This window comes from Microbacterium sp. NPDC087665, assembly GCF_044743285.1.
In the GTDB taxonomy this organism is placed as follows: domain Bacteria; phylum Actinomycetota; class Actinomycetes; order Actinomycetales; family Microbacteriaceae; genus Microbacterium.
Window position 1 is genome coordinate 459,824 of the sequence record NZ_JBIUWD010000003.1, and the last position, 13,601, is coordinate 473,424.

At 67.6% G+C, this 13,601-nt stretch carries 8 protein-coding genes; all 8 read left to right on the forward strand.

Annotated features, from left to right (window positions below; genetic code table 11):
* The first annotated feature begins 89 nt into the window (after positions 1-89).
* On the forward strand, positions 90-9,242 hold the full coding sequence (locus ACIOSY_RS08960; RefSeq protein ID WP_400852279.1) for an isopeptide-forming domain-containing fimbrial protein: 9,153 nt from the start codon (positions 90-92) through the stop codon (positions 9,240-9,242).
* Positions 9,243-9,402: 160 nt separating this feature from the next.
* Positions 9,403-9,627, forward strand: coding sequence for a hypothetical protein (locus tag ACIOSY_RS08965; RefSeq protein WP_400852281.1), 225 nt, complete (start codon positions 9,403-9,405; stop codon positions 9,625-9,627).
* A gap of 835 nt (positions 9,628-10,462) precedes the next feature.
* Positions 10,463-10,771: a 30S ribosomal protein S10 gene (gene rpsJ / locus ACIOSY_RS08970; protein ID WP_030147986.1), complete on the forward strand. Its 309-nt coding sequence runs from the start codon at positions 10,463-10,465 to the stop codon at positions 10,769-10,771.
* Between the two features lie 8 nt (positions 10,772-10,779).
* Positions 10,780-11,439 (forward strand): 50S ribosomal protein L3, encoded by a 660-nt coding sequence (gene rplC / locus ACIOSY_RS08975; RefSeq protein WP_400852286.1) that lies wholly within the window; start codon positions 10,780-10,782, stop codon positions 11,437-11,439.
* A gap of 2 nt (positions 11,440-11,441) precedes the next feature.
* Positions 11,442-12,104, forward strand: coding sequence for a 50S ribosomal protein L4 (gene rplD / locus ACIOSY_RS08980; RefSeq protein ID WP_400852288.1), 663 nt, complete (start codon positions 11,442-11,444; stop codon positions 12,102-12,104).
* Entirely contained in the window at positions 12,101-12,424 is a 324-nt protein-coding gene (gene rplW / locus ACIOSY_RS08985) for a 50S ribosomal protein L23 (protein WP_314841139.1), read from the forward strand. The genes rplD and rplW overlap by 4 nt, the downstream gene beginning before the upstream one ends.
* Positions 12,425-12,444: 20 nt before the next feature.
* Positions 12,445-13,284 (forward strand): 50S ribosomal protein L2, encoded by an 840-nt coding sequence (gene rplB / locus ACIOSY_RS08990; protein WP_400852293.1) that lies wholly within the window; start codon positions 12,445-12,447, stop codon positions 13,282-13,284.
* A gap of 12 nt (positions 13,285-13,296) precedes the next feature.
* Positions 13,297-13,578 carry a 30S ribosomal protein S19 gene (rpsS, locus tag ACIOSY_RS08995; protein WP_046013408.1) on the forward strand — a complete coding sequence of 94 codons (282 nt, stop codon included), beginning with the start codon at positions 13,297-13,299 and terminating at the stop codon, positions 13,576-13,578.
* The last annotated feature ends 23 nt before the right edge of the window (positions 13,579-13,601 follow it).

A 13,601-nucleotide genomic window follows, 5' to 3' on the forward strand; every position in this document is an offset into this window, starting at 1 on the left:
TCCGAATCGCTGGTCACAGCGCGCCTGCGTGTTTGAGGGGGATGCCTGCGCATCGGGGAGTGGTGCGCGGGGTAAAGGGGAGAAGCACAATGCGCTCAATCGCGCTCAAGAACAATCGGCGTGCCCGGAGACTGACGGCCATCGCCGCCATCGTCTCCCTGATCACCGGCGGTCTCGCCGTCGGTATCACGGCTCAGATGGCGACCGCAGCCGAATGGGCGCCGACGCTCTCGGTGCAGAACGGCGATCCGTCCGGAGCGGGCAAGGACTTCGTGCTCGCCGGCGAGGACGTCGCGTTCGACGTGTCGGTCTCCAACCCCGACGGCGGCAAGCAGTTCAACCTCAGCCTGATGGCCATCGTCCCGGCATCCGTGACCTTCGCCGGGGGCGGCGCCTTCGGCGCACCCACCGTCTTCACCGAGGGTCAGGTGCTTCCCAACCGCACCCGCACCGCGCAGACCACCACTCCGACCTGTGCAGACATGGGACTCGTCGCGGCACCCGCGGGCTCCCCGCAGCCGTTCCTCTGCGCCGTCCCCGCCGGGCAGCAGGTCTGGGTGTGGTCGAACGTCAACGACCTTCCTCAGGGCGCCACCGTCTCCTCGCCCATCACGATCTCTCCTGCTGCCGACGTGTACCCCGTCGGCAGCAAGATCGGGTTCTCGATCCGTGCATTCACGAGCGACGATCCCACGAAGCTCCCGACATTCGACGGCTCGCCGAGCGTCGCGCGCACCGGCGACCACACCTCGGCTCCCGCCTCTGAGCAGGACGATGTGCCGGTGAAGGCGCTGCGGATCACCAAATCCGAGCCGAGCGCCGAGATGGAACGACTGCGCGGCGCGCACGGCGAGCCCACCGTGTACACGGTCAAGGTGCAGAACACCACGCGGGCGGCGACGCTCGGCGTGACGGTCACGGACTACCTGCCCGCGGGTCTCGAGTACCTCGGATCGGGAACGACAGCCGACAATTCGGCTCCCGGAGCCGAATACCCGACCGCTCCTCGTCTCGCCGGCGGTACGACCAGCGGCGAGACCGTTGAGACGGTCTCGCTCTCCGAGGCGCAGGCCCTCGCTCTCGGTCTGTCCGGAGCGGGTGTCTACACGAAGGTCACCTGGCCGCTCGGCGATCTCGCCGCGAACGAGACGCGCACCCTGCAGTACCGCGCAGTGGTGCCCCTCTTCGCCAACGCGATGTGGCCGCAGGGCTCCGCACCGACGCCCGAGAGTGGCGCGCAGGCGGCGAACCTCGACAACAACACCGGTGCGTCGACTCGGCATGGCAACGCGGATGCCCCGGCCACCGCTCAGACGATGCGCAACGTTGCCTCGGCCGTCGGCACCTACCAGGGGCCGGTCTTCGCCAACGACGAGTCGCTTCGCGCGAGCTCCGACCGTGACGACGAGGAGATCGAAGCCGTCGACGTGCGTGTGCTGAAGAGCGTCGATTCCAGCACGATCTTCACGACCGGGTCGGTCGCGACCTACTCGGTGCAGGTCGACGTCAGTGAGTACGTGGATGCCAGCAACATCCTTCTCACCGATGTCATCCCCAACGGACTGTGCCCGGCCTTCCCCGTCGAGCAGCCCGGCACGAAGCTGATGATCAACGGCGCCTCCGTCACGCAGCAGCAGTGGAACTCCGAGATCGCCGGCGCGGTCTGCAACTACCCTGCGACCGTCGAGGGCGCGGTGCTCTCGCCCGAGCTCACCATCGTCTCGATGGACTACAACCGTACCGCAGGCTCGTACACCGTGGTCTTCGCTGTCGACGACATCGCGGCCAAGGGCTCGCTCACCGCGCAGTACTCCGCGATGCAGCGCCCGAACTACACCGGCGCGGGTGGCGGAACGAGCTCCGGTGACAGCTTCCTCAACACGGTGACCGTGACGGCGCAGACCGAGCCCATCACGGCGATCGCCTCGGATCCTGCTTTGCTCGAACGAGTGGGCGGTACCCGCTACGTGTCGGATGATTCGAGCGCCACGATCGGATCCGGGGATACGAAGCTCACGAAGACCGTCCTCGAGCGCGGGAGTGAATTCACGCCCGCCGGCGACTCCTGGGTGAAGGATGCCACGCAGGCGTTCTCTCCCGGCGACACGGTCTGGTACCGCCTCGTGGTCCCCTTCGCTCCGGGAATCGACACGCGCAATGCTGAGCTCACCGACTATCTGCCCGAGGGCGTCGAACTGCGCGAGGTGCTCTACGGCTACACCGGCCTCCCGGGCGTGCAGTCGACGACGACGCCGGTCGCGTACGGATCCGAGGGCTTCCCGACGGCGTTCATCCCGAACCCCGCGACGACGGCCAACTCGCTCACGTGGGAGTTCGGCTCGAAGAACCGTGGCACGAGTGCGCACCGGTTCATGCCGGCCGGCAGCACGGTGACCGTGTACATCCGCGGCGAGGTGCAGGCGCAGTCCGCCTCGCGCGACGAGGTCGACAGTCCCAAGAACCAGGCCAAGTACCAGCAGATCAACGTCAAGGGCGAGGTCTCGTTCCGTCGGGACGACGCCGGCATCGATCTCGACTGGGGCTCGACCCTCACCAAGGGCATCCGTTCGATCAACGGCACGCCCGTGGGCTCGGCCTTCGGGTCCGAGGAGACCGGGCGCCAGGTCGTGCAGGGCGACAAGGTCGCCTACCGCATCGACGTGAAGGCTCCGCAGAACCCGACCACCGACTACGTCGTGTGGGATGTGCTGCCCGTCGGCGTCAAGAAGGCCGATGTGGGCGGCTTCACCGCCGATCTCTACGACGGCGGCGCCACGCCCCAGACGACGGCGATCGACGCCGACGACATGGATGCCGTGGTCTACGACGCCGGCGACACTCTGCCGCAGGGAATCGCTCTGTCCGCAGGCCTCTCCGGTCGGTCGGTCGTCGCCTGGACCATCCGTGCCTCTGTCGCCGGTTCGACCGCCGCGGCCGTGAACACGAACGAGACCGTGCGCGGCTTCACTTTGGGCTACACGCTCACGGTTCCCTCCGGCGTGGCCGGCGGCGGCGCCGCCGCGCAGCTCACCCAGAGCTACGTCAACGACGCCGGCATCGTCAGCTACGGCATCGAGAACTCCGCGACCGAGACCACGACCGTCGTGCCGCAGGCGGAGGCCGGTGGGCAGCAGCTCACGAACCGCACACCGCAGGCGGGCGAGGTCGCCGCATCCGACATCGACACCGTCGGCAGCGCCGAAGTGCACCTGCCCGACGTCACCGTCGCTAAGAAGCTCATCTCGACCGAGGTGGGGCCGACCACGGGCACGCCGTTCGGCGAGGTCGATCTGCCGGGAGCGCGCAACACCGCGTCGCAGATCGTTCAGGGCGAGCACGCGACGTTCGAGTACTCGCTCACGATCCCCGCACGCACCACCATCCGCGGGGCCGTGCTGTCCGACAACGGTTCGCTGACCACCGGCGGCGCGCCGGTGACCTATCAGTACGTCGACGGCAGCGCGAAGTTCTTCGACCCGGATGACAACCCGATCGAACCCGCCGACGAGGCGGACGGATTCCGCACCGACGAGACCGACGATGCGACCAACACGCACGGCATCCTCACCTTCCCGAGCTCGTACACGAACAGGACGAACGAACCGCAGACGTTCCGCGTGCAGATCTCAGCGTGGGTGAAGGACCGCGATGACGCCGCGGCCTCGAACATCCCTCAGATCGCCGACGGCACGGACCTCACCAACACGGCGACGGCGACCTTCCTCGACCCCAACTCGACGACGGGTACGCGACTGTCCCGCACGGCGACCGCCCAGGTGCAGTTCATCGAGCCCGCTCCGGCGCTGACCAAAACGACCTCCTCGCAGAAGGTCGCCGCAGACGGCACCGTGAAGTACACGCTCACCGCGAGCAACGGCGCGAATCGTGTGGCGATGTACGACACGGTCGTGCTGGACTGCGTCCCGCGCGAGATCACGCCGAGCGAACTGACTCCTTCGGCCGGCACCACCGCCCGCATCCTCGATGGCGGCTGCGCGATCGGCACGGGAAACGTCATCCAGCCGGGCTCCGGCACCGGCACCCTCATCGAGTGGACCATCCCCGTCATCCAGGGCACCGGCCCGACCGGCGCTCCGACCCTGACGTACACGGGCAAGATCCAAGCCCAGGCCGGCGGCGGTTCGTCGTTCGTCAACCGCGCCGAGCTGAAGGGGTACACCCTCCCGCTCGCGCTCGGCACCGACACCGATACGGCCGACCGCCGCGGGGTGTACACGCGCACCGCGAATGCCACGGTTACGATGCCCGAGGCATCCATCCTGAAGACCGTCAGCCCCGGGTCCGCCGCAGTCGGCGAGACGGTGACCTACACGCTCAAGACCACGCTGCCCGCCAGCACGAACTTCTACGATGTCGTGCTGACCGACAAGCTGCCCGCCGGCGTCGAGTACCTGCCGACCGGCCCGCACACCGAGGTCGCCGACTGGAAGAACGACCCCAGCGCGCCGACGATCAGTGCGCCGACCCTGAGCAACGGCACGCTGACGTGGCGCATCGATTCTGACGACGTTCTGGCGTGGAACGCCGAGCGCACGATCACGGTGACGTTCCAGGCACGCATCACCAACAGCGTCGTCGCGGCCGTCCCGACCAACACGGGCACCTTCGCGTGGAGTTCGGTGAACGGCTCGACCGTTCCGGCGGATCGCAAGACGCCGACGTCGAGCGTGAACGTCACGATCCTGAACCCGAACGTCACGATCGCGAAGCAGGTCAAGCTCACGGGCGCCGCCGACACGACGTACGCCGCCACGAAGACGGGCAACCCGGATCAGTCCTTCACCTACCGTGTGCGTGCGACGAACGGCGGCAACGCCCCGGCGTACGGCGTTGTCGTGACCGATCGGGTCGACGCGGGGATCCGCATCGACACCGACCAGTCGGTGTTCGACTCCGCGACCTTCTCCGACGAGACGGCCCTGAAGGAAGGGCGCGGCGGCACCATCACCTGGACGGTGACCGGACCCCTGAGCAACGTCGCGAACGCGAACACGCAGGACTTCGTCTACCAGGCGACCTTCGTCGCCTCCTCGGGCCTGCGCGCCGCGGGTCTGCGCAACGACGTCGCCATCCCGCAGTACTCGTCGGCGGCGAGCGACGGCTGGACGTACCAGCCGGGTGTGGGAAGGCGTCCCGGCGGGGGAGCGATCATCCCCGCGACGACGGCCAATGCCACCGTCACGCCGCTCTTCCCGAACGTCGTGCTCGCGAAGCGCGTGACTGATGGCACCGAGGCGTTCGTCGGCGAGGCGTTCTCGTGGACCCTGCAGGCCCGCAACACGGGCACGGGATCCGCGCAGACCGTCACGCTCACCGACACGCTCCCGCTGAACTGGGAGTACGACTCCGCGGTGGCCCCGACCATCAGCGTCGGTGGCCAGACCCTGGCGGCTCCCGAGCCGCCAGTGCTGGGTCGGTCCGGCGCACGCCAGACCGTGACGTGGACGATCGGTTCGGCCACGGGCCAGTCCCTGCTGCCCGGCACCACGGGTACGACGGATGCTCAGCGCACGGTGCTCGTCACCTTCTCGTCGAAGCCTCTCGCCGATGCCGTCACCGACGCGGGCGCGGGTCTCACGATCGACCACAGCAACACGGTCGCGGGTTCCGCGACCGACACGACCGGTGCCACCCGCAACGCGACGGCGGCATACGCCGGTCCCGATGCGCAGGCGAACGCGAACATCGCCCGTGCCGACTTGACGATCGAGAAGGAAGCGATCGGCGGCGACGCGCAGAAGGCGTGGACTGCAGGCGATACCGCTCGCCCGGCTGAGGCCGGTCGCGCCGCGTACACGCAGCCGCAGTGGCGCATCACGGTCACCAACCATGGGCCGGATGCGGCGAAGGGTCCGTTCCGCATCGTCGACACGACGGAGTTGCCCGCCGGCGTCACGACGGGGTCGTTCACGGCCAAGTACTTCGCGAATGCGGGCGACGCCAACGGCACCGTTCTCACCCTGTCCGGCGCGGGCACGGCATCCGACCCGTTCGTGGTGGGAGACCGGGCGCGCACGCTCAAGGCCGACGGCACCGACCGCATCGTGCTGGTCGCCGACGTCACCATCCAGTCCCCGGCGACGGGCACGGCGAAGAACACGGCCAGCGTCACCGGCCGCACCTTCGAGCGTCCCGCCGACATCGAGAAGGACAACACCGCCACGGTGTCGAAGCCGATCTCGAGCGCGGCGGATCTGGCGATCGAGAAGTCCGTGAACACCACCGAGGTGAACGCGGGTCGTCCGATCACGTGGAGCATCAAGGTGCGCAACAACGGTCCGTCCGTCTCCGTCGCGACCGATGACGACAAGATCACGGTCACCGACACGATCCCTGCCGGGATCAGCGGCGTGCAGGACCCGTCCGCGGGTCTCACGGCGTGGACCGTCGCGGCATCCGACGGCTGGCCCGCCGCGGCCGGCGACACGATCACGTGGACGTACACGGGCACGCAGCTCGCGGTCGGGCCCGCTCAGGACCTGTCGCTCTCCGGCATCGTCGACTCGTCGTGGACCGGTGGAGACATCGTGAACACGGCCACCGTCACGCCGGGCGCGACGACCGACCCCGTGACGACCAACAACGAGGGCTCCGTCGCGGTGACGCCGGGTGTCGACACGACGCTCGCGGTCACCAAGACGCGCGTCGTGCTCGATGACGGCGTGTGGAAGGATGCCTCGCAGTACGGCTCGGCTCTGCCCGCCACCGTGGCGGGCGAGACGGTCAGCTACCGGGTGATCGTCACGAACAACGGTCCGGCGGATGCCCAGAACGTCACGATCACCGACAAGGTGCCGGCGATGCTCGCGTACGCCTCCATGCGGAACGAGAACGGCACCTGGACCCGCACCGCGGGCCCGGAAGCGGATGACACGTTCTCCGTGGCCGGCACGCTCTCCTCGGCGTCGGGCTCGAACACGCGGTCGTTCATCGTGACCTACACGATCGACTCCGCGCTCGCGCCGGGCTCGGTCATCGTCAACCGCGTGATCGCTTCGGCCGACAACTCGACCAACGAGCCGAGTGACTCCGACACGACGGACTCCGACCGTGTGGCCGATCTCTCGATCGTCAAGCAGGCGATCGACGAAGACGGTGCGCCCGTCGACGAGCCCGAGGTCACGGCCGGTACGCAGACGCGGTTCCGCCTGACGGTCACGAACAACGGCCCCAGCATCTCGAGTGCTCCGATCGACGTGTCCGACCGGCTTCCCGCCGGCATGACGTACGTGTCGTCGACGATCGACATCGCGGGAACCGGTGCGGAAGCGGCCGAACCCGTCGTCACCGACGCCGGTCGTGCGCTCGCCTGGGCGGCGCTGACCGACGAGGAGACGCTCGCCGCGGGTGACACGATCGTGATCGAGGTCACGGCGGCCGTCGCACCCGACGTGCGTCCGCAGCGCCTGGTCAACACCTCGGATGTGAGCGGACCGGAGGATTCCGACCCGACCAACAACCACAGTGAGGCAGCGGTCGACATCGTCACCCTCGCCGAGCTGACGATCGACAAGACCGTCGCCGACGGTCCGTGGATCGCGGGCACCGAGGTGTCGTACACGCTCACCGTGACCAACGAGGGACCGTCGGTCGCCGACGCCTCCGTCGCGGATGTGCTGCCCGACGGCCTCTCCGCGGTCTCGATCTCGGGCGCCGGCTGGACGTGCGACGACGAGGCGGAGACCTGCCTCCGCGCCGCGCACCCGCTGGGGGAGAGCACGATCACGGTCGTCGCCCTCATCGCCTCGGCGGTGCCGACGGGAACCGAGCTGACCAACACGGCGAACCTGTCGTGGACCGACAGCCGCAGCACCTCGCCGCACTCCGACAGCGATGACGCCGCGATCGACGTCACGACCGATGCCGACCTGCAGCTGGTGAAGACGGCCGTCGACGCCGAGGGGGAGGAGATCTCCACCGCGGTCGCCGGTGAAGCCGCCCGCTACCGCATCGAGGTCGAGAACCTCGGCACCAGCGATGCGGTCGGTCCGATCACGGTCGTCGACACGCTGCCCGCGGGCATCCGCTTCGTCGGCCTCGTCGACGGCTCGTCGGATGCCTGGACGGCGGATGCCGATGACGCCGACCCGCAATCGGTGACCTTCACCCTCCGTCCGGAGGACGCGGGTCTCGGCAGCGGTGTCGCGGCACCGGCGATCGAGTTCGAGGTGTCGATCGACCCGGCCGTGTCCCACGACTCGGTGCTCACGAACTCGGCGATCGTGTCGTCGGAGACGCCCGACTCGAACCCGGAGAACGACAGCGACACCGCCGACCTCACGGTCGCCCGCGAGGTGGACCTCTCGATCACGAAGACCCACGACAGGGATGCCGTGCGCATCGGCGACGAGCTTCCGTTCACGCTCGAGGTCCGCAACGCCGGACCCTCGGAAGCGACGGACGTCGTCGTGACCGACACCGTGCCCGCCGGGCTCGAGGTCGTCACGGTCCCCGGTGACGAGGTCGGCGAGGGCTGGACGATCGACTCGGTGGAGCCGGTCGACGCCGAAGACGCCGAGTCGGGTACGCGCATCGTCGCCCGCTACGCGTCGGCGCTCGCGCCGGGCGAGACCGCGACGCCCCTGGTCGTGACCACTCGGGTACTGGTCTCCGCCTACTCCGAGGTGGTCAACGTCGCCGACGTCACGGCGGGCGAGGTCACCGAGGAGCACCCCGACCGCAACCCCGACGACAACCACGTCGAGGATGCCGTGACGGTTCCGCCGATGTCGGCCCTCGTCGTCACCAAGACCGCGGTCGGTGCGTTCCAGGTCGGCAAGGTCGGCACGTACGAGATCGTCGTCCGCAACGACGGCCCGACGGCCGACCCCGGTCCCGTCACGGTGACGGATGCTCTTCCCGAGGGGCTGTCGTTCGCCGGCTCGCCCGACGACGACGTGCGCGTCGACGGCCGCGTTGTCACGTGGACGCTGGCCGAGGGCCTGGCTCTCGACGAGCAGCTCACGCTGACGCTGAAGGTGAATATCGCCGAGGCGGCGTACCCGACGGTGACGAACGTCGTCACGGTCGAGTCGCCGACCGAGCAGACCGAAGACGCGCAGCTCACGGCCGATGCGACGGTCACCGTCGCGGCCGCCGATCCGCTCGCGACCACCGGTGCCGAGGTGACGTGGGGCCTGATGCTGATGGCGTTGCTGCTGATGCTGTCGGGCGGCCTGTTCGTCGCCGCGCGCCGCCGTGTCGGTGCCGTCATCGAGTAGCACGCGAACGCGCAGAAGGGGGGTGGTCGTCCGCGACCGCCCCCTTTCGCGTCGCTCCGTGTCACTACGCGCACTGCATCTTCCGCCGGGGCGGTCTTGCGTGCAGAATGAGGGGGCGCTGGTTGCCACGAGCGCACATCGCATACCTAAGGGGGCCTACATGGGCATCGAGAACACTGTCGGAGACGCCGTGAACAAGGGCAAGGACTTCCTGGAGCAGAACAAGGACAAGATCGCTGAGGCCGTCAAGAGCGACCAGGCCGAAGACATCAGCGACAAGGTCCTCGACGGGGTGGCGGACTTCGCCAAGAAGATCGCACCCGGAGCTTCGGAGAAGATCGATGAGATCCGCGACAGCGCGGACAAGTCCATCGGCAACGAGTAGGCCCTCGCGCAACTCCCCGGGCGGCGGCTCATCTTCGGATGGGTCGCCGCCCTTCTGCGTCGTACGTTATATACCGCCCCGACCCTCGCGCGGATGCGTCCCCGTGCGTAGACTGGTCACGGCCGCCCTGGGGATAGTGCGGTCGGGGAGTCGGAGGGGTCCGATCTCCCGAATCCACGCGGTTCGTCCGCGTTCATACTGGGGAATGCGATCTTGGGGATCATCTTGCGACGTGCGCACACTCTGCGTGCCCTCGTCACCCCGCCCGCGCGGCGGAGTCTTCGCCGCGCCCTCGATCGAGGATCTCGGCGTCCCTTCACGCCGGATTCCTCGCGTTCGGTGTGCCCCCTCGCACTGAACGCCCTCCCCGAACGGGGCGAGGCATGGGGATGCCTCGCCCCGTTCTCTTCTCGCATCTGACCGGCGGAAACCACCGCCGTCCGGCCCTCGCGACGAGCGCGACACGCCCGGGTTTGCAGAAGTGAAATCCCCCATGGCAGAATAGACAGGTTCGACATTTCGGTGCGCTCAGCGTGCGCCGGATCACTACCAGGGCAGTGCATAGGCGGCGTCTCCTCCTGGGGGATGCAGGGTTCTAGGCCGCGGGTAGCAGGACACACCCCCGACGCCTTCATCATGAGGGTTCTGCCGTGCGCGGCAGTCATCGGGATCCGCTCGCCGAAAGGCACGCGGAATGACAGCAGAACAGTGGTGCAGCAGATCGGACTCGCAAGAGCCGTTCGAGTACCGAGGCGCGAACAGCGCCGACGTGCGTCCAATGCCCCTGGGTCATCCGGCCCAGGACGGTAAGACGCTTAAAGAGAGTGAGCAGACAATGGCGGGACAGAAAATCCGCATTCGCCTGAAGTCGTATGACCACGAGGTCATCGACTCGTCGGCACGCAAGATCGTCGACACCGTGACCCGTGCGGGCGCGACCGTCGTCGGCCCCGTGCCGCTTCCGACCGAGAAGAACGTCGTGTGCGTCATCCGGTCGCCCCACAAGTACAAGGACAGCCGCGAGCACTTCGAGATGCGCACCCACAAGCGTCTGATCGACATCGTCGACCCGACGCCCAAGGCTGTCGACTCGCTGATGCGTCTCGACCTCCCGGCCGATGTCAACATCGAGATCAAGCTCTGAGGTTCGACATGGCTGACATCAACGCAAAGATTTCCAAGGGCATGCTGGGCACGAAGCTCGGTATGACCCAGGTGTGGAACGAGAGCGGCAAGCTCGTTCCCGTCACCGTCATCGAACTCGCACCCAACGTGGTCACGCAGGTTCGTACCCCCGAGAAGGACGGCTACAACGCCGTTCAGATCGCGTACGGCCAGATCGACCCGCGCAAGGTGAACAAGCCCCTCACGGCTCACTTCGAGGCAGCCGGCGTCACGCCGCGCCGCCACGTCACCGAGATCCGCACGGCGGATGCTGCTGACTACTCACTCGGTCAGGAGCTCACCGTCGACGGCACGTTCGACGCCGGACAGCTCGTCGACGTCGTCGGAACGAGCAAGGGCAAGGGCACCGCGGGTGTCATGAAGCGCCACAACTTCAAGGGCGTCTCGGCATCCCACGGTTCGCACCGCAACCACCGCAAGCCCGGCTCCATCGGCGCATCGTCGACCCCGAGCCGCGTCTTCAAGGGCATGCGCATGGCCGGCCGTATGGGTGGCGAGCGCGTGACCGTCCTCAACCTCACGGTGCACGCCATCGACATCGAGAAGGGTCTGCTGCTCGTCAAGGGCGCCGTCCCCGGTGCTCGCGGCCGCATCGTCTACGTCCGCAACGCAGTGAAGGGTGCCTGATCATGGCTGACTCGACTCTCGCGCTCGACGTCCTCAAGGCAGACGGCAAGAAGGCTGGCTCGATCGAGCTTCCCGCCGCGCTGTTCGACGTCAAGACGAACATTCCGCTCATCCACCAGGTCGTCGTCGCGCAGCTCGCCGCGGCACGCCAGGGAACGCACTCGACCAAGCGTCGCGGTGAGGTCTCCGGTGCCGGCCGCAAGCCCTTCAAGCAGAAGGGCACGGGTAACGCCCGTCAGGGCTCGATCCGCGCGCCGCACATGACCGGTGGTGGCATCGTCCACGGCCCGAAGCCGCGCGACTACTCGCAGCGCACCCCCAAGAAGATGATCGCCGCCGCCCTGCTGGGCGCACTGAGCGACCGCTTCCGGGGCGACCGCATCCACGTCATCGAGTCCTTCGGGATCAACGGTGCGCCTTCGACCAAGACCGCGGTGAGCTTCCTGGCCACCGTCGCCTCGTCGAAGAACGTGCTCGTGGTCATCGAGCGCAACGACGACGTGACGCTGAAGAGCATCCGCAACCTGGACAACCTCCACGTGCTGACGTTCGACCAGCTCAACGCCTACGACGTGCTCGTCTCCGACGACATCGTCTTCACCCAGGCCGCGATCGAAGGCTTCATCGCCTCCAAGTCCGGCGCCAACCAGGAGGTCTCCGCATGAGCGAGCAGGCATCTGTTCTCCAGACGGCCCTGAACAAGGACCCGCGCGACATCATCCTGAAGCCGGTCGTGTCCGAGAAGAGCTACAGTCTCATCGATGAAGGCAAGTACACCTTCCTCGTCGACCCGCGCGCTTCGAAGACCGAGGTCAAGCTCGCCATCGAGAAGATCTTCGGCGTCAAGGTCGCGTCCGTCAACACGCTCAACCGCGTCGGCAAGGCTCGCCGCACCCGCTTCGGCACGGGAAAGCGCAAGGACACCAAGCGCGCCATCGTGACCCTGAAGTCGGGCACCATCGACATCTTCACGGCAATCGGCTGATCCGGGGGATAAGGACAATCATGGCAATTCGCAAGTACAAGCCCACGACCCCGGGCCGCCGCGGCTCGTCGGTGGCTGACTTCGCCGAGATCACTCGATCGACGCCGGAGAAGTCGCTGCTGCGCCCGCTCTCGAAGACCGGTGGTCGTAACAACCAGGGCCGCATCACGACCCGTCACATCGGTGGTGGCCACAAGCGCCAGTACCGCGTCATCGACTTCCGTCGCAATGACAAGGACGGCGTCGACGCCCGCGTCGCTCACATCGAGTACGACCCCAACCGCACGGCTCGCATCGCGCTCCTGCACTACTTCGACGGTGAGAAGCGCTACATCCTCGCTCCGGCGAAGCTGAAGCAGGGCGACGTCGTCGAGTCGGGTGCCGGGGCCGACATCAAGCCGGGCAACAACCTCCCGCTGAAGAACATCCCCACGGGTACGATCATCCACGCGATCGAGCTCCGCCCCGGTGGCGGCGCGAAGATGGCGCGTTCGGCCGGTGCATCCGTGCGCCTGGTCGCCAAGGATGGCAACTTCGCCCAGCTGCGTCTGCCCTCGGGCGAGATCCGCAACGTCGATGCGCGCTGCCGCGCGACCATCGGCGAGGTCGGCAACGCCGAGCAGTCGAACATCAACTGGGGAAAGGCCGGCCGTATGCGCTGGAAGGGCGTTCGCCCGACCGTGCGTGGTGTCGCCATGAACCCGGTCGATCACCCGCACGGTGGTGGTGAGGGTAAGACCTCTGGTGGTCGTCACCCCGTCTCCCCGTGGGGCCAGGCTGAGGGTCGTACCCGTCACGCCAACAAGGAAAGCGACAAGTACATCGTGCGTCGTCGTAACGCCGGCAAGAAGCGTAAGTAGGAGTAAGAGAAGATGCCTCGCAGTCTTAAGAAGGGCCCCTTCGTCGACGATCACCTGCTTCGCAAGGTGGTCGTGCAGAACGAAGCCGGCACCAAGAACGTCATCAAGACCTGGTCCCGCCGGTCCATGATCATCCCGGCCATGCTGGGTCACACGATCGCGGTCCACGACGGTCGCAAGCACATCCCTGTGTTTGTGTCCGAGTCGATGGTCGGCCACAAGCTGGGCGAGTTCGCGCCCACCCGCACCTTCCGCGGCCATGAGAAGGACGACAAGAAGGGCCGCCGCCGCTGACGCGGGGGCGATAGAGGAGAGAG

What these genes read in the sequence shown, in the direction of transcription:
- rplW (WP_314841139.1), top strand. Translation starts at nt 12,101, where the DNA reads ATGAGCGAGCAGGCATCTGTTCTCCAGACGGCCCTGAACAAGGACCCG.
- rplB (WP_400852293.1), top strand. Translation starts at nt 12,445, where the DNA reads ATGGCAATTCGCAAGTACAAGCCCACGACCCCGGGCCGCCGCGGCTCG.
- rplD (WP_400852288.1), top strand. Translation starts at nt 11,442, where the DNA reads ATGGCTGACTCGACTCTCGCGCTCGACGTCCTCAAGGCAGACGGCAAG.
- ACIOSY_RS08965 (WP_400852281.1), top strand. Translation starts at nt 9,403, where the DNA reads ATGGGCATCGAGAACACTGTCGGAGACGCCGTGAACAAGGGCAAGGAC.
- rplC (WP_400852286.1), top strand. Translation starts at nt 10,780, where the DNA reads ATGGCTGACATCAACGCAAAGATTTCCAAGGGCATGCTGGGCACGAAG.
- rpsJ (WP_030147986.1), top strand. Translation starts at nt 10,463, where the DNA reads ATGGCGGGACAGAAAATCCGCATTCGCCTGAAGTCGTATGACCACGAG.
- rpsS (WP_046013408.1), top strand. Translation starts at nt 13,297, where the DNA reads ATGCCTCGCAGTCTTAAGAAGGGCCCCTTCGTCGACGATCACCTGCTT.
- ACIOSY_RS08960 (WP_400852279.1), top strand. Translation starts at nt 90, where the DNA reads ATGCGCTCAATCGCGCTCAAGAACAATCGGCGTGCCCGGAGACTGACG.